The 21,726-nt window shown below is 72.5% G+C and carries 20 protein-coding genes and 1 tRNA gene; 8 read left to right on the forward strand and 13 right to left on the reverse strand.

Translation table 11 applies throughout. The features are described from left to right. The first annotated feature begins 147 nt into the window (after positions 1-147). A complete protein-coding gene (locus ACFYVJ_RS33730) occupies positions 148-759 on the forward strand; it encodes a TetR/AcrR family transcriptional regulator (RefSeq protein WP_388899984.1) in 612 nt (203 codons plus the stop codon). A gap of 138 nt (positions 760-897) precedes the next feature. Here the strand turns inward: ACFYVJ_RS33730 and ACFYVJ_RS33735 are convergent, their stop codons facing one another. Both ACFYVJ_RS33735 and ACFYVJ_RS33740 read right to left on the reverse strand, forming a co-directional pair. After that, positions 898-2,475 (reverse strand): MDR family MFS transporter, encoded by a 1,578-nt coding sequence (locus tag ACFYVJ_RS33735; RefSeq protein WP_388899987.1) that lies wholly within the window; start codon positions 2,473-2,475, stop codon positions 898-900. A gap of 371 nt (positions 2,476-2,846) precedes the next feature. Next, positions 2,847-2,923: transfer RNA gene (locus tag ACFYVJ_RS33740), tRNA-Thr, on the reverse strand. Positions 2,924-3,099: 176 nt separating this feature from the next. Here ACFYVJ_RS33740 and ACFYVJ_RS33745 point away from each other — a divergent pair. The 3 genes from ACFYVJ_RS33745 to ACFYVJ_RS33755 all read left to right on the forward strand — a co-directional run bounded on the left by ACFYVJ_RS33745 (position 3,100) and on the right by ACFYVJ_RS33755 (position 5,685). Beyond that, complete coding sequence (locus tag ACFYVJ_RS33745) at positions 3,100-4,236, forward strand: ABC transporter ATP-binding protein (RefSeq protein WP_388899990.1); 1,137 nt, start codon at positions 3,100-3,102, stop codon at positions 4,234-4,236. Positions 4,237-4,476: 240 nt separating this feature from the next. Further along, positions 4,477-4,890, forward strand: a complete 414-nt coding sequence (locus tag ACFYVJ_RS33750; RefSeq protein ID WP_388899993.1) for a hypothetical protein — start codon at positions 4,477-4,479, stop codon at positions 4,888-4,890. A 75-nt stretch (positions 4,891-4,965) separates the two neighbouring features. Continuing rightward, positions 4,966-5,685: an NDP-sugar synthase gene (locus tag ACFYVJ_RS33755; RefSeq protein ID WP_388899995.1), complete on the forward strand. Its 720-nt coding sequence runs from the start codon at positions 4,966-4,968 to the stop codon at positions 5,683-5,685. Positions 5,686-5,971: 286 nt separating this feature from the next. Here ACFYVJ_RS33755 and ACFYVJ_RS33760 read toward each other — a convergent pair whose 3' ends face one another. The 7 genes from ACFYVJ_RS33760 to ACFYVJ_RS33790 form a co-directional block, all read right to left on the reverse strand. Then, positions 5,972-7,711, reverse strand: coding sequence for a DoxX family protein (locus ACFYVJ_RS33760; protein WP_388900033.1), 1,740 nt, complete (start codon positions 7,709-7,711; stop codon positions 5,972-5,974). A gap of 198 nt (positions 7,712-7,909) precedes the next feature. Beyond that, positions 7,910-8,866: a 23S rRNA (guanosine(2251)-2'-O)-methyltransferase RlmB gene (gene rlmB / locus ACFYVJ_RS33765; protein ID WP_388899998.1), complete on the reverse strand. Its 957-nt coding sequence runs from the start codon at positions 8,864-8,866 to the stop codon at positions 7,910-7,912. Positions 8,867-8,969: 103 nt separating this feature from the next. After that, on the reverse strand, positions 8,970-10,370 hold the full coding sequence (cysS, locus tag ACFYVJ_RS33770) for a cysteine--tRNA ligase (protein WP_388900000.1): 1,401 nt from the start codon (positions 10,368-10,370) through the stop codon (positions 8,970-8,972). A 270-nt stretch (positions 10,371-10,640) separates the two neighbouring features. Then, positions 10,641-11,054 carry a PPOX class F420-dependent oxidoreductase gene (locus ACFYVJ_RS33775; protein ID WP_388900003.1) on the reverse strand — a complete coding sequence of 138 codons (414 nt, stop codon included), beginning with the start codon at positions 11,052-11,054 and terminating at the stop codon, positions 10,641-10,643. 119 nt (positions 11,055-11,173) lie between these two features. Continuing rightward, positions 11,174-11,728, reverse strand: a complete 555-nt coding sequence (ispF, locus tag ACFYVJ_RS33780; RefSeq protein WP_388900006.1) for a 2-C-methyl-D-erythritol 2,4-cyclodiphosphate synthase — start codon at positions 11,726-11,728, stop codon at positions 11,174-11,176. Beyond that, complete coding sequence (gene ispD, locus ACFYVJ_RS33785; protein WP_388900008.1) at positions 11,718-12,527, reverse strand: 2-C-methyl-D-erythritol 4-phosphate cytidylyltransferase; 810 nt, start codon at positions 12,525-12,527, stop codon at positions 11,718-11,720. The genes ispF and ispD overlap by 11 nt, the downstream gene beginning before the upstream one ends. A gap of 623 nt (positions 12,528-13,150) precedes the next feature. Then, complete coding sequence (locus ACFYVJ_RS33790) at positions 13,151-13,633, reverse strand: CarD family transcriptional regulator (RefSeq protein ID WP_018836077.1); 483 nt, start codon at positions 13,631-13,633, stop codon at positions 13,151-13,153. Positions 13,634-14,192: 559 nt separating this feature from the next. Here ACFYVJ_RS33790 and ACFYVJ_RS33795 point away from each other — a divergent pair. Beyond that, positions 14,193-14,918, forward strand: a complete 726-nt coding sequence (locus tag ACFYVJ_RS33795) for a hypothetical protein (protein WP_388900011.1) — start codon at positions 14,193-14,195, stop codon at positions 14,916-14,918. A 126-nt stretch (positions 14,919-15,044) separates the two neighbouring features. Here ACFYVJ_RS33795 and ACFYVJ_RS33800 read toward each other — a convergent pair whose 3' ends face one another. Together ACFYVJ_RS33800 and ACFYVJ_RS33805 are read right to left on the reverse strand one after the other, a co-directional pair. Further along, entirely contained in the window at positions 15,045-15,725 is a 681-nt protein-coding gene (locus ACFYVJ_RS33800; protein ID WP_047016404.1) for a response regulator transcription factor, read from the reverse strand. Positions 15,726-15,813: 88 nt separating this feature from the next. Continuing rightward, positions 15,814-17,088, reverse strand: coding sequence for a sensor histidine kinase (locus tag ACFYVJ_RS33805; protein WP_388900014.1), 1,275 nt, complete (start codon positions 17,086-17,088; stop codon positions 15,814-15,816). A gap of 171 nt (positions 17,089-17,259) precedes the next feature. Between ACFYVJ_RS33805 and phoU the strand changes: the two genes are divergently transcribed. Continuing rightward, a complete protein-coding gene (phoU, locus tag ACFYVJ_RS33810; protein WP_388900017.1) occupies positions 17,260-17,934 on the forward strand; it encodes a phosphate signaling complex protein PhoU in 675 nt (224 codons plus the stop codon). Between the two features lie 184 nt (positions 17,935-18,118). Here phoU and ACFYVJ_RS33815 read toward each other — a convergent pair whose 3' ends face one another. Beyond that, positions 18,119-18,286: a hypothetical protein gene (locus ACFYVJ_RS33815; protein ID WP_388900020.1), complete on the reverse strand. Its 168-nt coding sequence runs from the start codon at positions 18,284-18,286 to the stop codon at positions 18,119-18,121. A gap of 400 nt (positions 18,287-18,686) precedes the next feature. Here ACFYVJ_RS33815 and ACFYVJ_RS33820 point away from each other — a divergent pair, with 400 nt between their 5' ends. Next, positions 18,687-18,926, forward strand: a complete 240-nt coding sequence (locus ACFYVJ_RS33820) for a hypothetical protein (protein WP_388900023.1) — start codon at positions 18,687-18,689, stop codon at positions 18,924-18,926. A 312-nt stretch (positions 18,927-19,238) separates the two neighbouring features. Here the strand turns inward: ACFYVJ_RS33820 and ACFYVJ_RS33825 are convergent, their stop codons facing one another. Beyond that, on the reverse strand, positions 19,239-19,997 hold the full coding sequence (locus ACFYVJ_RS33825; protein ID WP_388900026.1) for a phosphoglyceromutase: 759 nt from the start codon (positions 19,995-19,997) through the stop codon (positions 19,239-19,241). A 140-nt stretch (positions 19,998-20,137) separates the two neighbouring features. On the opposite strand from ACFYVJ_RS33825, the gene ACFYVJ_RS33830 reads away from it, so the two are divergent. After that, entirely contained in the window at positions 20,138-21,460 is a 1,323-nt protein-coding gene (locus ACFYVJ_RS33830) for an MDR family MFS transporter (protein ID WP_388900028.1), read from the forward strand. The last annotated feature ends 266 nt before the right edge of the window (positions 21,461-21,726 follow it).

A 21,726-nucleotide genomic window follows, 5' to 3' on the forward strand; every position in this document is an offset into this window, starting at 1 on the left:
GACCACCCCATCTCCGGCTACGCCTCGCCCCGCAAGAAGACTGACGCCCGGCCGCCCCCGGCGGGTTCCAGGGCCCGCCCCCGAATCCGGTCGGAGTGAGCGCTCACTCATTGACGGAGTGAGCACTCACTCCGTACGCTCGACGTCATGACGGCAGCCAGGGAGAACCAGACCGCTCGCCGCCGCGCCCCCGCCATGTCACCGGAGCGCCGCCGCGAAATGATCATCCAGACCGCCATCCCGCTCATCGCCGAGTACGGCGCCGCGGTGACCACCGCGAAGATCGCCCGCGCCGCGGGCATCGGCGAAGGCACGATCTTCCGGGTCTTCGCCGACAAGGACGAGCTGCTGAACGCCTGCATGGCCGAGGCACTCTCCCCCGAGCACGCGGTCCGCGAGCTCGACGCGATCGACCTGTCCCAACCGCTGCCCGACCGGCTCGCGGAGGCCGCGGAGGCGCTGGAGGCGCACATGTCCAGGATGGGCGCGATCGCCGGCTCGCTGGGTCACCGCGGCGGCAAGCACCCCGGTACGGTGCGCGGCGCGGGCCGGCACGAGTCGACGACCCGTATCCGCGCGGCCCTCGCGGAGGTGCTGGAGCCCGACAGCGCCGCCCTGCGCCGGCCGCCGGAGCAGATCGCGGCCCTCTTCTTCGGGTTGCTCTTCACCCAGCCGCGCACGGCGGACGAGCCCGACCTGACCCCGCGGGAGCTGGTGGAGGTCTTCCTGTACGGGGCCCTCTCGGACGACGCCAGGTGAGCGCGCGGGAGGCGGCGCCCGTCCTGGTGCTACCGGAGGCCGACCCGGTGCCGGAGCACGGCGCACCCCCCTGGGCGCCGGTGACGCCAGGGGGGTGACCGCCCGGGACCGGATGCCGGCCGGGCGCCGGATGCGTCTCTAGGCGGTGACGCGCTTGTCGCCGGCGGCCTCCGCGTCCACCACGAGGGCAGGCTCCGCGTCCACCACGGGAGCGGGCTCCGCGTCCGCGCCGGGGGCGGGGTCCGCGTCCGCGTCGGGGGCGGGGTCCGCGGTCTCGTCGTCGGGCGGGGTCTCGACCCGGCGGGGGAGGGTGGTGGCCAGGGCGATCATCACCACGGCCAGGGCCGCCGCCACCCCGAACGCCAGCTTCATGCCGCTGACCTGGGCGGGGATCGGGGCCGTGCCGTCCTCCACCAGGCTCGTCGCGCGGGACGACATCACCGTCACCACCAGCGCCGTCCCGAACGCCGCCGCGACCTGCTGCAGGGTGCCGAGGATGGAGCTGCCGTACGAGTACAGGTGCGGGGGCAGCGCGCCCATGCCGAGGGTGAAGACCGGGGTGAAGGTCGCCGCCAGGCTGATCATGAGGATCACGTGCAGCACGAGGATGAGCCCGTACGGCGTCGTCATCGAGATCTGCGTGTAGCCGAAGAGGGCCACCGCGATGCCGGCCGAGCCGGGCACCACCAGCCCGCGGCTGCCGAAGCGGTCGAACGCCTTGCCGACCGTCGGGCCCAGCAGGCCCATCGCCAGCCCGCCCGGCATGACCAGCAGACCGGTCTCCAGCGGGCTGAGGCCGCGGGCGTTCTGCAGATAGAGGGGCAGCAGGATCATCGAGCCCATCATCGCCAGGAAGCCGACGGACATGACGGCCAGCGACCTGGTGAAGGCCCCGTACCGCAGCGTCCGCAGGTCCATCAGCGGGGTGCCCGTGCGCTGCAGCCGGAGCTGGCGGAAGGCGAAGAGGCCGATGGCCACGAGGCCGGCCACGGCGATGCCGATGCCGGTGCTCCTGCGGTCGTGCTCGCCGATGAGGCTCAGCCCGTACACCAGACCGCCGAAGCCGAGGGTCGCCACGCCGACGCTGACCCAGTCGATGGAGCTGACCTGGGGCTCACCGATGTTCTCCAGCTTGCGCAGCCCGAAGACGGTCACCAGCGCGGCGATCGGCAGCACCACGACGAAGAGCAGCCGCCACGAGCCGGCCTGGAGGATCACGCCGGACACGGTCGGGCCCAGAGCGGGGGCGGTGGACATCGCGAGGGTGACGTGGCCCATCACCTTGCCGAGGTGCTCCGCGGGCACCACCGCCATGAGGGTGGTCATGAGCAGCGGCATCATCACGGCGGTCCCGGCGGCCTGCACGATCCGGCCGGCGAGCAGCACGGCGAAGGTCGGCGCGACGGCCGATATGACGGTGCCGACGAGGAAGGTGCTCATGGCGACGGCGTACGCCCGGCGGGTCGTGACCCGCTGGAGGAACCAGCCCGTGACGGGGATCACGGTGGCCATGGTGAGCATGAACGCGGTGGACACCCACTGCGCCGCCTGCTCGGTGACGTCCATGGACTCCATCAGCCGAGGGATGGCGTTGATCATGATGGTCTCGTTGAGGATCACCACGAACGTCGCCAGAACGAGCAGCCGCACGACGGTGGGGGTCCGCCCCTCGGCCGCTTCATCTGCGGAGAAACGTTTCGTTAGCGCAACTCGCATGACAGCTCCTCGCTGGGGTTCCTGATCACAGTCACCTCGCAGCCGGGGGCCGCGGACTGGATGGTTCGGTCGTTCCACCAAGGCAGACCGGCGGGCACGCCGGAACTCATCGGCGTCCAAGAATCGCACGCGAGACGGTGCCGCCGCCTCCGCATTTCGCCGCGGGCAGACGAGCGGAGAGGTGCAGGTCAGGACTGCCGTGGGCCAGACAGGCGGCAACGAACCCCGCCGGTGCGGGAAGCATGGTCAGGCCACACACATGTGGGGTCTGAAACGTGGACCACCCCGCCGGGGCGGGGAGCACGCCGTACGCCGGACGGGCGGCGCCTTCAGGTCCGCTCCGGGCCCGGATTCCCAGGTCACGTCTCCTCTGGAGCCCCCTGTCGGATTCGAACCGACGACCTACGCTTTACAAGAGCGTTGCTCTGACCGGCTGAGCTAAGGAGGCGCCCGTGAAGTGTAACCGGGGCGCCGAGTGGCGCGGTGATGCGTTTTCGGGACCTTCCAGGTGGTGACAAGGGGCCTGACCGGCAGGTACGGTCGGCGCCAAGGTTCACTCAGTGGACTGGACCACAACCTTTACTCGGATCGTCCGGCACGTTCCTGCCGGTGAAGGGAAACACCATGGCAACGGTTTCGTTCGACAAGGCCACCCGGGTCTACCCGGGCTCGGAAAAGCCCGCGGTCAGCGAGCTGGAGATCGACATCGCGGACGGCGAGTTCCTCGTCCTCGTCGGCCCCTCCGGCTGCGGCAAGTCCACCTCCCTGCGGATGCTCGCGGGTCTCGAGGACGTGAACTCCGGCACCATCCACATCGGCGACCGCGACGTCACCCACCTGCCCCCGAAGGACCGGGACATCGCCATGGTGTTCCAGAACTACGCGCTGTACCCGCACATGACCGTCGCCGACAACATGGGCTTCGCGCTCAAGATCGCCGGCGTGCCGAAGGCCGAGATCCGGCAGAAGGTCGAGGACGCCGCCAAGATCCTCGACCTCACCGAGTACCTCGGCCGGAAGCCGAAGGCCCTCTCCGGCGGTCAGCGGCAGCGTGTCGCGATGGGTCGCGCGATCGTCCGCGAGCCGCAGGTGTTCCTCATGGACGAGCCGCTGTCGAACCTCGACGCCAAGCTCCGCGTCCAGACCCGTACGCAGATCGCCGGCCTGCAGCGCCGCCTCGGCGTCACCACCGTGTACGTCACGCACGACCAGGTCGAGGCCATGACCATGGGCGACCGGGTCGCGGTGCTCAAGGACGGCCTGCTCCAGCAGGTGGCCACGCCGCGCGAGATGTACGACAAGCCGGAGAACCTGTTCGTCGCCGGCTTCATCGGCTCCCCCGCGATGAACCTCGTCGAGGTGCCGATCACCGACGGCGGCGTGAAGTTCGGCAACAGCGTCGTGCCCGTCAGCCGCGAGGCCCTGGCCGCCGCCGGCGACAAGGGCGACCGCACCGTCACCGTCGGCGTCCGTCCCGAGCACTTCGACATCGCCAACGGCGACACGCCCGCGGACAAGAGCCTGTCGAAGGAGAAGGACGGCGCCCCGGCCGGTCTGCCGGTCACGGTCAACGTCGTCGAGGAGCTGGGCGCCGACGCCTACGTCTACGGTTCCGCGAAGGTCGGCGACGAGGACAAGGACCTGGTCGTCCGCGTCTCCGGCCGCGCCGTGCCGGACAAGGGCTCCACGCTCCACATCGTCCCGCGCTCCGGCGAGACGCACGTGTTCTCCACCTCCAGTGGCGTGCGGCTCAGCGACTGACCGACCGAGCGACACCGCCGGGCGGTTCCCGCGCGACGCAACGGCGCCGCAGCCTCTCAAGGCTGCGGCGCCGTTTCGCGTTTCCGGCCGCCGGATTACCCGCGTAACGGCAAGTACGTCGGAAAGTCCGCCACTTCGTTCGACGTCCACGTCAACACGGAATTCGAATTTCCCGCCCAACCGCGCTCGTTAGGGTGACTCAATGTCGCCAAATCACTACCGCTCGCTACGATCGCCCTCGTGAAACAGGCAGCCCGCCGTATCGGCAGAACCATCGCATTCGTCCTTCCCGTCGTACTCGTTCTGTCGGGTACGCTCGCGGTCGCCACCGTCCCCTGGGCGTCCCCGTCGACCGACGCCCGGATGCTCAGCGCCTCCGCGGAGAGCGCCGCGGCCAAGTCCGGCGCCCGCGCCCCGCAGGAGGTGCTACGGGACCGGCTGATCGCCGAGTTGCAGGAGAAGGACCCGGGTGCCGCGCTCACGCAGTTGCAGCGCGAGGTGCACGCCCGGCCGTCGCTCGCGCGGCACTGCGTCGGCATCGCCCGCGCCCTGGGCGAGGCGGCGGTCGCCAAGTACGGGGTCGCCCGCGCGCAGTCGTTCTCGCGCCCCGTGTGCGACACCGCGTTCGCGTCCGGGGTCGTCACGGCCCAGTAGGGACGTCCGCCACCGGCCGGGAGCGGAGGGCCCCGCACCCGCGGGCCCTTGCTACCGGCCGGTTAGGGTGCGGGTATGACCGCAGCCGCAGCACAACCCACTCAAGCCGTGGTCCTTGCCGGGGGGCAGGGGTCACGGCTTCGTCCGTACACCGACGACCGCCCCAAGCCGATGGTGGAGATCCCCGGCACCGGCGTGCCCATCATCGGGCACCAACTGGCGTGGCTCGCGGCCGAGGGCGTCACCGACGCGGTGGTGTCGTGCGGGCACCTCGCCGAGGTGCTGATGGACTGGCTGGACGCCACGGAGCTGCCGCTGAAGGTGAGCTGCGTGGTCGAGAAGGAGCCGCTGGGGCGCGGCGGCGGGCTGAAGTTCGCGGCGGCGTCGCTGCCGCGGCCCGACGAGCCGTGGTACGCGACGAACGGCGACATCTGGACCCGGTTCTCGCTGGCCGCGATGGCCGCGTTCCACCAGGAGCGGGGCGCGGAGGCCACGCTGGCGCTGGCGCGGCCGCACATGCCGTGGGGCGCGGTGGAGACGGACCAGTTCGGGCACGTCATCGACTTCTTCGAGGCGCCGCCGTCGCCGTATCTGATCAACGCGGGCGTGTACGTCTTCTCCGCCGCCTTCCGCGACCTGCTGCCGGAACGCGGCGACCACGAGCGCACGACGTTCCCGCGGCTGGCGCGGGAGCGCCGGCTGGCCGGCTTCCCGCTGCCGCAGGGGGCGTACTGGCGGGCCATCGACACCGCGAAGGACCTGACGGAGGCGGCGAAGGAGCTGCGCAGGGGGTAGGACCGGCCGATTTCCGTCGCACGGACCGGGCCCCGCCCTCGGATACGAGCGCGGGCCCGGCCGGTGCGGACGAGCCGGGTCGAGTCGCCCGTACGGTACGAGCCTGCCGCCGCCCGTGCGCAGGGGGCCCGTGTGCGGGCCGATCGTCGGCGGCGTGCTGCTGGAGCACTGGTGGTGGGTCTCGGTCTTCCTGATCGGGCTGCCCCGTACGCGCCGGGCCCCCACGCGTCCGGGCCGGGACCCCCCTCCGTTTCGCGGAGGACGGCCCCGGCCCGTGAGCCCGCGGCTACCCCAGCAGTCCGCCGACCAGGCCCTTCTCCTTCTCCTCGCCGCCGCCCGTCGACCCGCCGCCCGGCGAGCCGCCGCCGCCCGTGCTCCCCGCGCCGTCGGCACCCGCCTCCGGCGCGCCCGCGCCGGGTGCCGGGTCCGTGCCGGAGCCCGTGCCCGACCCCGTGCCGGAGGGCGGCGGCGCCGGGTTCTCGGCGGACGGGGGCGGCGCCTGCTGCGACGCCGGGGGCGCCGCCGGCTGCTGCTCCGGGGGGACGCTGCCCGACTCCGTCGCCGGACCCGCCTCCCCCGTACCCGGCTCGCCCGCCGCGCCGGGGGAGGACGCCTCGCCGCCCGGCTCCGCGGAGCCGTCCCGCGACGGGGTCGCGGAACCCGCGTCGCCGCCCCGGCCCTTGCCGCCGGGCGTGGCGGGCAGCGGGGTGCCCGGCAGGTGGTTGACCGGCGGCTCGTCGGGGCCCGGTACCCGTACCGTGCTCGACGACCGCACCGCCGCCCCCAGCATCGACCCGACCAGCAGCGCGAGCCCCACGATCACCGTGGCCAGCACCGTCCCGCGGCGCAGCACCCGGCGGCGCAGCTCCCACAGCTCCGAGCGCGGCCCCAGGGTCCGCCACGCCTCGCCGGCGAGGCGGGCGTCGAGGGAGTACACGGGGGCCCCGGCGATCACGAGCGGGGACCAGGCGGCGAGGAACAGGGCGTCCGTCGCGTCGTACGCGGAGGACGTCTGCCACGCCACCGTCACCAGCAGCCCGAGCGCGAGCAGCCCGCCGAGGGCCGCCGCGAGTCGCTGCCACAGCCCGCAGATCGTCAGCACGCCGACGATGATCTGCAGGAACGCCACGGTCAACCCGGTGCCGACGGGGTGCGCGAGCCCGAAGTCGTAGAGCGGCCCGGCGACGAACCACGGGTCCATCCGCTCCAGCCAGCTCCGCATCGAGCCGTGCTCGCCGCCGTCGAAGAACAGCGGATCGCTGAGCTTGCCCATGCCGGCGTAGAGGGAGACGAGGCCGAGGACGATGCGCAGGGGCAGCAGGACGACGCCGAGGTTCATCCGGCGCCCGGGGTAGTAGGCGTGCCGCACGGGGTCGGCGCCGTGGCGCTGGGCGCGGCGGCCGTCGTCGGGGCCGCCGTCGGGATCGGCGCCGGCCCCGCCCGGCTCGGCGTAGAGGTCGTACGGCCCGTCGTGGCCGCCCTGCCCGTCGTCGTACGGGCCGCCCCCCGGGCCGTACGCCCCCGTGCCGCCCGGCTCGTACGGGCCGGCGGGCTCCGGGATGCGCGGGATCACCTGCGTCGCGTCGCCACCCGCGCCCGGCGGCATGCCGGAGCCGTCGATGCGGGGCAGCCGGTGGGTGGCGTCGTCGAGGGGCGGGAGCACCTGCGTGCCGCCGTCGTAGCGGGGCAGGAGCTGCGTCGACGCCGCGTCGGCGCCGCCCGCGTGGTGCGGGCCCGCCTCGCCCCGGGGGATGGCCTGGAGCAGCCGCCCGGCGGCGGTGTCGTCGACGCGCCCGGTCCACACCACGGGCACCCGCCGCCGCCCCCGGACGGCGGCGCCCACCGGCCCCGCGCCTGCGGCCCCGGCGCCCACGCCCGCGCCGACGAGGGCGGGTTCGTACCCGCCGCCCCCGTACAGCGGCGCGCCCGCCGCGGCGAGCGTGCGGCGGGACGAGGGCCCGAGCCGCACCCGGAAACTGGGGTTGTCGACGTTGATCCGGGTGGGCTCGCTCGGCACCCGCACCATCGTCAGCCGGCCGGTGTCCTCGGGTTCCTGGGCGCTACCACCCGTGGGGGTGGGCGGTGTTCTGGTGTCCACGCTCCACTAACCGAGTGACGCGCCATGAAGACACTGCCTGACACCACCCTTTTGTGTCGGAGGCCGGTCAAACACACCGTTCGCAGGGGCTCGTTCCGATTCGCCGCGCGCCGTCCCGTATGGGCTTCACGCCCTCCGGCGTGCCGCCTCGTACAGCACCACACCGGCCGCGACGCCCGCGTTCAGCGACTCCGCGCCGCCGGGCATCGGGATCCGCACCCGTACGTCGCACGTCTCCCCCACCAGCCGCGACAGGCCCTTGCCCTCGCTGCCGATCACGATGCACACCGGGCCGTCCAGCAGGTCCAGCTCCGGCAGCTCGACCTCGCCGTCGGCCGCGAGCCCGACGACCATCACGCCGGCCTTCTGGTACGCCTCCAGCGCGCGCGTCAGGTTCGTCGCCCGCGCCACGGGGGTGCGCGCCGCCGTGCCCGCGGAGGACTTCCACGCGCCCGCGGTCATGCCCGCCGCCCGGCGCTCCGGGATGACGACGCCGTGACCGCCGAAGGCGGAGACGGAGCGGACCACGGCGCCGAGGTTGCGCGGGTCGGTGACCCCGTCGAGGGCGACGGCCAGCAGGTCCTCGGCGTCCTCGGCGGCGGCGTCGAGGAGGTCCTCGGGGTGGGCGTACTCGTAGGGCGGGACCTGGAGCACCAGGCCCTGGTGGTTCAGGCCGTCCGTCATCCGGTCCAGCTCGGGGCGCGGCGCCTCCATCAGGTGGACGTCGCCGCGGTCGCCGGCGAGCTGGAGGGCGGCGCGCACGCGGTCGTCGCTGTCGACGTACTGCTGGACGTACAGCGTCGTGGCGGGCACGCCGTCGCGCAGCGCCTCGTACACCGAATTGCGCCCGACGACCAGCTCGCTGCTGCCCTTCCCGCCGCGGCGCTTCGCGGCCGGGCGGGCGGTGGCCGCCCGCTTCGAGCGCGCGTTGGCGGCGCGCGCCTTGGCGTGCCCGGGGCGCTGGTCGGCGGGCGGCGTCGGCCCCTTGCCCTGGAGGGACCGGCGGCCCTTGCCGCCGCTGCCCTTGGTCGCGCCCTTCTTGCTCGCCGTTCTGCGGCCTCGGCGCTGACTGTTCCCGGCCATGGGGCTTCCACCTGCTTCTGCGATCGTCGTTCTCTACGTCATGAGTGTGCCGCCCGGTCCGCCGGGCGGCACAACGGGGCTCGTACGCCCTGCTCCGCCGGTCTCAGCAGAGCGTCCAGCGCGGCCCGTCCGGGGTGTCCTCGATGGCGAGGCCCGACTGCTGGAGCTGGTCGCGGATGGCGTCCGCGGCGGCGTAGTCCTTGCGCGCCCGCGCCGCCTCGCGCTGCTCCAGCACCAGCCGGACGAGCGTGTCGACGGCCCCGTGCAGATCCGCGCCGCGGTCGGCGGCACCGGCCCCCGTCCACTGCGGGTCGAGCGGGTCGAGGCCGAGCACGCCAAGCATGGCGCGCACCTCGGCGAGGCGGGCGACGGCGGCTTCCTTGTCGTCGGCGGACAGGGCGGCGTTGCCCTGCCGGACGGTGGTGTGCACGACGGCGAGCGCCTGCGGCACCCCGAGGTCGTCGTCCATCGCCTCGGCGAAGGCGGGCGGCACGTCCGCGGCCGGCGCGACGGGCCCGCCGGCCTTCTCGACCACACGCTGCACGAAGCCCTCGATGCGCGCGAACGCGGACTCGGCCTCGCGCAGGGCCTCCTCGCTGTACTCGATGGTGGAGCGGTAGTGCGGGGTGCCCAGGTAGTAGCGCAGGACGATGGGGCGCCAGCGCTCGACCATCTCGGAGATGAGCACCGAGTTGCCGAGCGACTTGCTCATCTTCTCGCCGCTCATGGTCACCCAGGCGTTGTGCAGCCAGTAGTCGGCGAACTCGTCGCCGAAGGTCTTCGACTGCGCGATCTCGTTCTCGTGGTGCGGGAAGACGAGGTCGATGCCGCCGCCGTGGATGTCGAAGCGCGAGCCCAGGTACTTGTGGGCCATCGCCGAGCACTCCAGGTGCCAGCCGGGCCGGCCGCGGCCCCAGGGGGTCTCCCAGGACGGCTCGCCCGGCTTGGCGGCCTTCCACATGGCGAAGTCCCGCTGGTCGCGCTTGCCGGTCTCGCCCTCGCCCTCGGGCTGGCGGAGGTTGTCCAGCTCCTGGTTGGACAGCGCGAGGTAGTCGGGGTAGGAGCGCACGTCGAAGTAGACGTTGCCGTGGGCGGCGTAGGCGTGCCCGGACTCGATGAGGGCGCGCATCATCTCGATCATCTCGGGCACGTGCCCGGTGGCGCGCGGCTCGTACGTGGGCGGGAGGCAGCCGAGCGCCTCGTAGCCGTCGTTGAAGGCGCGCTCGTTCTCGTACCCGATGGCCCACCAGGGGCGGCCCTGGTCCGCGGACTTGGAGATGATCTTGTCGTCGATGTCGGTGACGTTGCGGATGAACGTCACGTCGTAGCCGCGGTGGAGCAGCCAGCGGCGCAGGATGTCGAAGTCGAGCCCCGACCGGATGTGCCCGATGTGGGGGGCGGCCTGCACGGTGGCGCCGCACAGGTAGATCGAGACGCAACCCGGGACGATCGGGGTGAAGTCACGGATCTGCCGGGTGCTGGTGTCGTACAGGCGAATGGTCACCCCTCAAGGGTAGTAGGACCGAGACACCCCGAGGGCCGCAGCCCGCGTATAGGCACCCCGAAGCCCCACCCGGGCCCGCGCCCCGCACGGCTCCCCGGCCGTCCCTCCCGGACCTCGCCCGCACACCCGCCCCAGGGTAGGCCGCCCCACCGACACAGAAGCCGGCCCGACCGGCAGCTCACACCCCCCGCACGCCCGCCCCAGGGCAGGCCGCCCCACTGACGCCCCGCCGTGGGGCGGACCGCCGCCGCACGCCGCGGGCGGCCCCGTTCAGTGCAGGTTTCCCTGGCCCGAGATCTTCTCCGGGGTGACGCGCACGACCACCCGCGTACCGTCCCCGGCCCGGCCGCCGCTGAAGGTGTCGTAGTCCTTGCCCGTGTACTTCACCGACAGCTCGTCGATCAGCTCGCGGCCGCCCTCCGTGGTGACACTGGCCGTGCCGCGTACCTGGGCGTAGTTGTACGGGGCCGCCGGGTCGATCACGACGACGCTGATCCGCGGATCGCGGTTCAGGTTACGGGCCTTGACGCGCTCGGCGGTGGTGGAGAAGAGCAGGTCGTCGCCGTCCCGCTTCACCCAGACCGGCGATGCCTGCGGGGCGCCGTCGGGCTGCACGGTGGCGACGGTGATGAAGACCTGGCCGTCGAGTACCTGCTTGAGGTTGGCGGAGAGGGCGACAGACACGGTGGGGACTCCTCGGGGGTTCAGGCACGTAGGGCACTACCTGCGTACCCAACAACCAGCCCCGCGCGGACCTTCCGCGCGGCGGCGCGGAGCCCGCGTCACCCGGCCGGAAGCCCCCGTCACCCGGCCGGCGGCAGCAGGAGCGCGGTGGCGATCGCCGCCAGGCCCTCGCCGCGGCCGGTGAGCCCGAGGCCGTCGGTCGTCGTGCCGGAGACCGACACCGGCGCCCCGGCCGCGGCCGACAGCGCCTGCTGGGCCTCCGCCCGCCGCTTGCCGATCTTCGGGCGGACGCCGATCACCTGGATCGCGACGTTGCCGATGTGGAAGCCGGACGCGCGCACGATACGGGCCGCCTCGCCCAGCAGCGCGACGCCCGCGGCGCCGGACCACTCGGGACGGCCGGTGCCGAAGTGCGCGCCGAGGTCGCCGAGGCCGGCCGCGGAGAAGAGCGCGTCGCAGGCGGCGTGCGCGGCGACGTCGCCGTCGGAGTGGCCGTCGAGGCCGTGGCTCTCGCCCTCCCACAGCAGGCCCGCGCACCACAGCTCGCGCCCCTCCGCGAAGGCGTGCACGTCGGTCCCGACGCCGACGCGCGGCAGCACGCCGTACGCACCGGCAGGACCGGCCGCGCCGCCCGCTCCCGGCACGCCGGCCGGATCGTTCGTGTCAGAAGGCATCCGTCGCCCTCCTGCGCGCCAGTACGGCCTCGGCGAGCACCATGTCCAGCGGCCGCGTCACCTTGAACGCCTCCTCGTGCCCGGGTACGAGCACGACCTCGACGCCCAGCCGCTCGACCATCCCGGCGTCGTCCGTGGCGCCCTCGCCGGCGGCGGGCACCTTCTCGTGGGCCTCGGTGAGCACCCGGCGGTCGAAGCCCTGCGGCGTCTGCACGGCGCGCAGCGCGGCCCGCTCGGGGGTGGCGACGACCGGCTCCGGGCGGCCCGGCTCACCGCCGGGCACGACCTGCTTGACGGTGTCGGTGACGGGCAGCGCCGGTACGACGGCGGGCGCCCCGGCCCGTACCGCGGCGGCGACGGCCTCCACGGTGTCCACCGGGACCAGCGGGCGGGCGGCGTCGTGCACGAGCACGACGTCGACGTCGTCGGGGAGCGCGGCGAGACCGAGGCGCACGGAGTCCTGGCGGGTGTCGCCGCCCGGGACGACGACGATCTCGGTCGAGTCGAGGTGCTCCAGGTGGTCGTCGAGCAGGGTGCGCACCTGCGCCGCCTCGTCGGGCGGGCCGACGACGACCACGAGGGACACCGCGCGGGCGCGGGAGAGGGCGCGTACGGCGTGCACGAGCATCGGCGTACCGCCGAGTGCGCGCAGGGCCTTGGGTGCGCCCGGGCCGAGCCGTACTCCGCGGCCGGCGGCGGGGATCACCGCGGCGCATCTGTACGGACCTGACGAGTCCGAGTGGCCGGGCCGGGTCCGTACGGACGCGGCGGGCGAGTCGGACGTGCCTGACGGAGACATTGCGGTGTTCAGGTTTGTGTCCTTGGACGACATGGGTATGGCCAAAAGCGTGCCGGGCACGTGCTTCGTGCCCCCACCGCGGAGCTCGCTGACGACCCCCTTCCGTGACGCACATGGTCGCAGCAGCTACCCGGGCCCGGCACGGTTGTCCACATGAAAGCGGGACAGCCGTCGGCCCGGCGCGCCGCACGCGAGCATACGCACGCGCGGCGCGGGAGCCTACGGCTGCCCCCCGAAACCCGGCACGCTTTCAGGCCGTCGGACGGACGTGAAAGGACGAGCGGGGACAAACGGACGGACCACGAAGGACGTGACCGGGCAGCGCCGGGACACCGGCGTCGGCAGCGGCATCCGGAACGACACCGCGATACGGCGGATCGACGGCGGGCGCGTGTGTGACGACACACGCCACCGGCGAACGCCGACGACGGCAGGAATCCGGACAGCCCGGCACCGTACCGATGCCAAGACGGCGGCACCGGCGGAGCCGGCGCCGAACAGAGCCATGACCACCTCACCGGGCAGCCGCGGCGGCACCCGGAATCCGGGCGATGCCGCAGCCGTCACGGCCACGGAGCCCACGGGGCACCGCCTGCGTGACGTGAGGTGCGGTCAGGCACCGTTCAGGACGCCAGCACCTCGTCGAGCAGCGCTTCCGCCTTGTCCTCGTTCGTGCTCTCACACAGCGCCAGCTCGCTCACCAGGATCTGGCGGGCCTTGGCGAGCATCCGCTTCTCTCCGGCGGAGAGACCGCGCTCGCGCTCCCGGCGCCACAGATCCCGGACGACCTCCGCGACCTTGATCACGTCACCCGAAGCGAGCTTCTCCAGGTTCGCCTTGTACCGCCGGGACCAGTTGGTGGGCTCTTCCGCATACGGTGCACGCAGCACCTCGAAGACCCGCTCCAACCCTTCCTGGCCAACCACATCGCGTACCCCGACGAACTCGGCATTGTCCGCCGGCACGCGCACCGTCAAGTCGCCCTGCGCGACTTTCAGCACCAAGTAGGTCTTGTCCACACCTTTGATCTGGCGAGTTTCGATGGCCTCGATCAGCGCGGCCCCGTGATGGGGATAGACCACGGTGTCGCCAACCTTGAACGTCATGTGACAGGTACCCCTTCCGTGGCTATCCAGGGTAACACGGCACAGGCCGCTTCTGAATGGCGTTTTCGCAGGTCAGGGCCCGTCTCGGGGCTTGACAACCGACCCTGGAACGTGCTTCGGCTTCCGCCGGAATCATGGTTTCCGCAGGTCGGACGCCCCCTGCCGGAAACCCGAAACGCGAAGGTTACCTGCCGCCGGAAGGTTCAGCAGGGCGGCGATCGTCCCGATTTGTCGGAGTCGGCCGGTGAAGTCGTGCTGCTCCGTTCGGCCGATCACGAACGAATCCGGCCGGATTCCCAGAATTGATCACACGGGTGGTGATCGATATCCCCCGTTCTCCCTCCACCGGTGTTCCCGTGCTTCTTGCAACACCGCTTCCCGCGCGGATATTGCCGGGCATTAGCACGGCCGTACGCCGGAGGCCGGCGAAGGCGCGCCGGGACGTGAGAGGGCGGGTCGGGTCCGTGCCCCCAGAAGGGGGTCGGTACTGTTCCCCCCAGCACCAACGTCACCGCACCCGAGCCGAACCGGCCCTCACGTCCAAGGAGATGCCGCCGCCGTGAGCAGCAGCAGCATTCGACGCGGCACGCTCGCCGCGACCGCCCTCGCTCTCTCGCTCGCCGCCCTCACCGCGTGCGGGGCGGGCAACAACGCCGAGACCCTGAAGATCAACCCCGACAACGCACGGGTCACCGCGGGGAGCATCAAGATCCAGAACGCGGTGGTCATCACCCCGGCGGACGAGGCGGACGGGCCGGCCGCGGTCTCCGCGCGGATCTTCAACAACGGCGACAGGGACCAGACGCTGGACCGGCTGACGCTCGCGGACGGCGGCCAGGAGCTGGAGCTGTCCGGCGAGAACGGCCGGGGCGGCGTGGTGGTGCCGGCGGGCGGCTCGGTGATGCTGGGCGGCGAGGGCCACGCCTCGGCGGTGCTGCCCGACGGGCACGACGCCGGGCACGGCGCGACGAAGAAGCTCGCCTTCGAATTCAGCCAGGAGGGCGAGGTGCGCCTCGCCGCGTTCATCGTCGCCGACGACGGTGAGTACGCGCCCTGGGCCGCGACCCCGACGCCGACCCCGGTGGAGACCGGGACGTCCTCCCCGGACGCCGAGCCCGGCGAGGACGCGGGTACGGGCACGGGCACGGAAGGCGGCGTCGAGGGCACGGACGCCACCGACGGCGCCTCGCCGGACGCGGGCGCGGACGCCGCGGAGAACGCCACCGAGGGCACGGACGGCACCGAAGGCGCGACGTCCTCGGAGAGCCCGGTCACCGAGCAGTAGGCGGTACGCCCCGGGCGCGCGGCAGCGCGGTCACGCCCCGGCGCCCCGGCGCTGCCGCGCGCCGGGGCCGGGTGCCCTTCCGTTCCGTACGGCGGACGCACACGCGCACCCGCCGCACCGGCCCGTTTACGGCTCGAACTTGTAGCCCAGGCCGCGGACCGTCACCAGATACCGCGGCGCGCCGGGATCGGGCTCGATCTTCGCGCGCAGCCGCTTGACGTGGACGTCGAGGGTCTTGGTGTCGCCGACGTAGTCGGCGCCCCAGACCCGGTCGATGAGCTGCATCCGGGTCAGCACCCGGCCGGCGTTGCGCAGCAGCATCTCCAGCAGGTCGAACTCCTTCAGCGGCAGGTCGACCTTGTCGCCGGCGACCGTCACCACGTGCCGGTCGACGTCCATCCGGACCGGGCCGACCTCCAGGGCCGCCGGTTCCGCCTCCTCCGGTTCGCCGCGGCGGCGCAGGACCGCGCGGATCCGGGCGACCAGCTCCCGGGAGGAGAAGGGCTTGGTCACGTAGTCGTCGGCTCCTATTTCCAGGCCGACGACCTTGTCGATCTCGCTGTCCTTGGCGGTCACCATGATGACCGGGACGTTGGACCGGCCGCGCAACTGGCGGCACACCTCGGTGCCGGGCAGGCCCGGCAGCATGAGATCCAGCAGCACCAGGTCGGCGCCGTTGCGGTCGAAGTCGTCGAGCGCCTCGGGGCCCGTGGTGGCCACGGCTACCTCGAAGCCCTCCTTGCGGAGCATGTACGACAGTGCGTCGCTGAACGATTCTTCGTCCTCGACGACGAGAACCCGGGTCACGCTCTGACCTCCGAGGGGGACGGACAGCACGAAGTGGGAGGGGCGGGGCGGCGGGGGGTGGGGCCGCGCCGGGGGGTGGGCACGCGGGTCACGGAATGACCTCCGGAGCTGTGTCTGACGCGCCGTTCCCGTCGAGCCGGAGCGGGTCCTCGCCGTCGAGGTCCTCCGGGCCGATGAGAGCGCCGCTGCGGCCGGTGTCGGGCCGGCCGGTCTTCGGACGTGCGGCTTCGGGTAGCCGCAGGGTGAACGTGGAGCCCTGGCCCTCAGCGCTCCACACCGTGACCTCCCCGCCGTGCGAGGCGGCCACGTGCTTGACGATGGCGAGACCGAGTCCGGTCCCGCCGGTGGCCCGCGAGCGCGCCGGGTCGACCCGGTAGAAGCGCTCGAAGACCCGCTCGCGATCTTTCTCGGAGATGCCGATGCCCTGGTCGGTGACCGCGATCTCGATCAGGTCACCGCCCGGGGCGGGCAGCCGGCGGGCCGCGATGCCGACCCGGGTACGGGCCGGGCTGTAGTTCACGGCGTTCTCCACCAGGTTGCCCAGGGCCGCGGCGAGCTGGCCGCGGTGCCCCCAGACGTGGAGCCCGGCCGTGCCGCCGGTGGCGATGGTTATCTGCTTGGCACCGGCCTGCTGCCGGCACCGCTCTATGGCCTCGCCGACCAGCTCGTCGACCCGTACCGGCTCGGCGTCCTCCAGCGGGTCGTCGTTCTGCACCCGGGAGAGGTCGATCAGCTCCTGGACGAGGCTGGTCAGCCGGGTCGCCTCGCCCTGCATCCGGCCCGCGAACCGCTCCACGGCCTCGGGGTCGTCGGCGGCGTCCATGACCGCCTCGGAGAGCAGGGACAGCGCGCCGACCGGGGTCTTCAGCTCGTGGCTGACGTTCGCGACGAAGTCGCGGCGGACGGCCTCGATGCGCCGGGCCTCGGTCATGTCCTCGACGAGCAGCAGGACGAGCCGGGAGCCGAGCGGGGCGACGCGGGCGGAGACCGCCAGCGCCTCGCCGCGGCCGCTGCGCCGGGGCAGGTCCAGCTCCACCTGCCGTATCTCGCCGTCGCGCCGGGTGTCGCGGGCCATGGCCAGCATCGGCTCCACGGCCAGCCGGCCGCCGCGGACCAGTCCCAGGGCGTACGCCGCGGAGCTGGCCTTCACGACGGCGTCTTCCTCGTCGAGCACGACGGCGGAGGAGCGCAGGACGGACAGGACGGTGTCCACGCCGGGCGGCAGCACCGCGTCCGTGTGCAGCGAGGTGCGCGTGGGCCTGGCCTGCTCACGCTCGCTCCAGCGGAACGCGAGCACGGCGATGACGCCGGTGCACAGCCCGGCGATCGCTGCCGCCGCGGCGACCGCCGCGTTCACGTCCATGACTCCAGGTTAGGCACCTCGTGCGCCCCTTCCACAGCCATCCGGGTGCCAGCTCGAACACTGGTCGCCAAGAGTTCACTCTCAGGTCGGTCTCGATTCACTAAGTGGCGCATCGTCCCCTGCATGGTGGATGCTGCATAAATCGGCAAAGAGGATGGACGGGACACTGGGATGCGCGACTCTTACCACGAGGAGCTCGACTCGATCGGCGAGGGCCTTGTCGACATGGCCCGGCTGGTCGGCTCCGCCATGGGCCGTGCCACGGCAGCCCTGCTCGACGCCGACCTGCAGCTCGCCGAGAGCGTGATCGCGGGCGACGAGAAGGTGGACGACCTGCAGCGCGAGCTGGAGACGCGGGCCATCCAGTTGCTCGCCAGGCAGCAGCCCGTGGCCACGGACCTGCGCATCGTGGTGACGTCGCTGCGGATGAGCGCCGACCTGGAGCGCGCCGGCGACCTGGCCAAGCACGTCGCCAAGCTCGCCCGGCTGCGCTACCCCGGCCGCTGCATCCCCGACGACCTGCACGCCACCGTCCTGGAGATGGGGCAGCTCGCGCAGCGGCTGATGGCGAAGACCGCGGAGGTCATCACCACCAAGAACGTCGACCTGGCGCTGGAGCTGGAGCAGGACGACGACAGGATGGACTACCTGCACCGCAAGATCTTCCAGCACCTGATGGACGACCGCTGGAAGCACGGCATCGAGACCGCGGTGGACGTGACCCTGATCGGCCGCTACTACGAGCGCTTCGCCGACCACGCCGTGGCCTGCTCCGGTCGGGTGGTCTACCTGGTGACCGGCGAACACGCCGACGAGCTGAGCGCCGCCCCCGTCGACGGGGCCTAGCCCCGTCCGGCCACCGGCGCGCGGGGGGCGCGGCCCCGCGCGCGCCGGGCGCTCACAGGGGCGGCTCACGCGCCGGGCGCAGCCTCCGGGGCGTACGGCCGTACGACGGCCGCAGATGCATCCGCGCGCCCGCATGTGCGCCCCGGCCGCCGGGGCAGCCTCCTGGTGGAAGGGAACACCCCTGCTAGGAGGTCCGCATGCCGGAAGAGTTCACCTCCCGCACCCGTGCCGACCCGCGCGCCACGGCACGGCCGCCGCGGATGCGCCCGAAGATGACCCCGCTGCCGAAGCTCAGCTCCTGCTCGTGCGGCTCCGGCTGCTCCTGCGGGTGCCAGTCGGGCGGGTCGTGCAACTGCGGCGGGAGCTGCGGCTGAGCCGCCGGACGACGCCTGCGACGAGACGCCCGCAGCCTCTGCCCTGACGACGCCGGGCAGGGGCTGCGGTGTACGTATGCCGGTGGGGCGCCGCTACTTCTTGCCCTGGGACTGCCTGGCCCGATTCTTCCCGTGGGAGGACTCAGCAAGGTGGGCCCGTGATGCCGACCCTGGTCTGACCCTGCGCGTGTACGCGCTCTTGATGCCGTCGTCCCACGACCGCAGCCCTCAGCTTGGGAACTTGTACGGCCGTAGGAGTGATCAAAGCATGAACGACGTTACGCTCTGATCTTTTTTGCGCATCGTTCCCCCGTGTCTGCCTGATCTGGGGCAGAGAAGCGGAGGAGACATATGAGGAACGTCCGGAACATTGCAGCGGTGGCCGTAGCCACCTGCGGAATCCTCTCCGCCGGCATCGGCGGGGCCAGCGCTGCCGCCGGTAACGGAGGGGATGATATCCCCGTGTTCAGCTACATCGAAACGCTCGAGTGGGACGATTCGCCCTTCTGCGGAACTCAGATCAAGACCAAGGACAGCGAGCAGGAGACGTCCTGTCCGGTGGTGCACAACGAGGGCAGCTCTGACAGCCCCGTCTACATCATCACCTTCGGGGACTGATCTTCCATAATGGTCCGGCGGGTTCGCCCACCGGACCGTTTGACTTGTCGGGGCGTTGGCATTCGGGCGAGTGATCCGCCTGTTGTGTCGGGTGGGCTCCCAGGAGCCATTCGCACCAGTAGCCGCGGGCGGGCCCCGTTCACGAGGTCAGTGATGTGCCGTGTGCGCTCCCGTAACCAGCACAGAGCCAGGCGCGGGCTTGTGGTGTCGACGCCTCGCTCATGACCGGACACGGCCCAGCGACGGCCCAGAGGTAGCGAAAAGCCCCCTCCCGACGGAGAACCCGCAGGTAGGGGGCTTGCCCTTGGGCGCTTACTTCTTGCCCTGGTTCGCCACCGCCCGGATGGCCGAGGCCGCCGCCTCCGGGTCGAGGTACGTGCCGCCGCTGCCGACCGGGCGCAGGTCGGCGTCCAGCTCGTACGCCAGCGGGATGCCGGTGGGGATGTTCAGGCCGGGGATCTCCTCGTCGGGGATGCCGTCCAGGTGCTTGACCAGCGCCCGCAGGCTGTTGCCGTGGGCCGCGACGAGCACGGTCCGGCCGGCCTGGAGGTCCGGCACGATGCTGTCGTACCAGTACGGCAGGGCCCGCTCCAGCACGTCCTTCAGGCACTCGGTCTTCGGCCGCAGCTCGCTGGGGATGTGCGCGTAGCGCGCGTCGTGCGCCTGCGAGAACTCGCTGTCGTCGGAGATCGGCGGCGGGGGCGTGTCGTACGAGCGGCGCCAGGTCATGAACTGCTCCTCGCCGAACTCGGCGAGCGTCTGCGCCTTGTCCTTGCCCTGCAGCGCGCCGTAGTGCCGCTCGTTGAGCCGCCAGGAGCGGGCGACCGGGATCCAGTGCCGGTCGCAGGCGGCGAGCGACATGTTCGCGGTCCTGATGGCGCGCTTGAGCAGCGACGTGTGGACGACGTCCGGCAGCCAGCCGGCCTCGCGCAGCAGCTCGCCGCCGCGCACCGCCTCCTTCTCGCCCTTGTCGGTGAGGTTCACGTCCACCCAGCCGGTGAACAGGTTCTTGGCGTTCCAGTCGCTCTCTCCGTGACGGAGGAGGATCAGCTTGTACGGTGCGTCGGCCATGGCTCCGAGCCTAATCGAGTGGCCTGCCCCCTCCCCCGCGGCCCCGGATTGACGGCAGCCGTCAATCCGGTGGCGAACCGGCGACCCCGCTTCGTAACATCCCCTCATCCATCGCGCTGCTTACATCCGGGGGTCCCGCCGTGTCCGTCACCCGCATCGGACGTGCCACCCGCGAGACCGTCTCGGGACTGCCGCGCGAGTTCTGGTGGCTGTGGACCTCCACGCTCGTCAACCGGCTGGGCGGCTTCGTCGCCACCTTCATGGCCCTCTACCTCACGCAGGAGCGCGGCCACTCCGCCTCGTACGCCGGTCTGGTCGCCGCCCTGTACGGGCTCGGCGGCGTGATCTCCTCGCTCGGCGGCGGCGTGCTCGCCGACCGCCTCGGGCGCCGCCCCACACTGATGCTCGCGCAGTCCTCGACCGCCGTGACCGTCGCCGTCCTCGGCTTCACCAGCCACCCGGTGGCCATCCCCGCCGTCGCCTTCGCCGTCGGCATGGCGTCCAACGCCTCCCGGCCCGCGGTGCAGGCGATGATGGCGGACATCGTCCCGCCCGCGGACCGGGTACGCGCCTTCTCGCTCAACTACTGGGCGATCAACCTGGGCTTCGCGATCTCCTCCGCGGGCGCCGGCTTCATCGCCGAGTACAGCTACCGGGCCGGCTTCCTCATCGAGGGCGCCCTGACCCTCGTCTGCGCGATCCTCGTCTTCGTCAAGCTCCCGGAGTCCCGGCCGGAGCGCCCCGCGGGCGCGGCGGGCGAGGCGGCGGACCCCGTCAGCCTGGGCACGGTGGTGCGCGACGGGCGGTTCATGGGTGTCGTCGGGCTGTCGTTCCTGATCGCGCTCATCTTCATGCAGGCGTACGTCTCGCTGCCGGTGGCGATGGGCGACCAGGGCTTCTCCAGCTCGGACTTCGGGCTCGCCATCGCCGTGAACGGCGTGCTGATCGTCGTCATGCAGATACCCGTGACCCGGTTCATCGAGCACCGCGACCCGCGGATGCTGCTGATCGTCTCCTCCCTGCTGGCGGGGTACGGGTTCGGGCTCAACGTCTTCGCCGGGTCCGTCGCGGTGTACGCGCTCGTCGTCTGCGTCTGGACGCTCGGCGAGATCGTCAACGCCCCGACGCAGACCAGCATCGTCGTCCGCCTCTCCCCCGTCCACGGGCGCGGGCGGTACCAGGGCATGTACACCACCTCCTGGGCCGTCGCGTCGCTGGCCGCGCCGCTGCTGGGCGGATGGGTCATCGACGCGGCCGGGGCGGAGTGGCTGTGGGCGGGGTGCGCGGCGGTGGGCACGGTGGCGGCGGCGGGGTACGCGCTGCTGATGCGCGGGCTGCCGACGGAGGACCCGGTGGTGGAGCCGGGGGCACCGGCGGGGCCTGGCGAACCGGCGGCGGACGGGGATACGGCCAAGAGCCCGCCGGCCCCCGACAGCGCAGCCCAGCCCACGTCTGCGGCGTAGAGCCTGGGCCTGTGCCCGCCATGTCGCCTGCGGCGACCCCGCCGTCACGTGGCGGCGGGGGCCGAGGCGAGGGCCCGGGACGGGTGTCCTTGCTCTGCGTCGACACGACAACGACCCTCGCCGCGTGGGGAGGGCGCGGCCGTACGTGCCCTCACGCCCGCCCAAGGGTATGCGCCTGCTCTGACAGTGAGGATTGGTGATGGCACCGCCCGGGGGTCTGGCTCTTGCTCTGACTGACGCTTCGGCTGTCCTTGCGTTGAATCGTC

Source organism: Streptomyces sp. NPDC004134 (assembly GCF_042874195.1).
GTDB lineage: Bacteria > Actinomycetota > Actinomycetes > Streptomycetales > Streptomycetaceae > Streptomyces.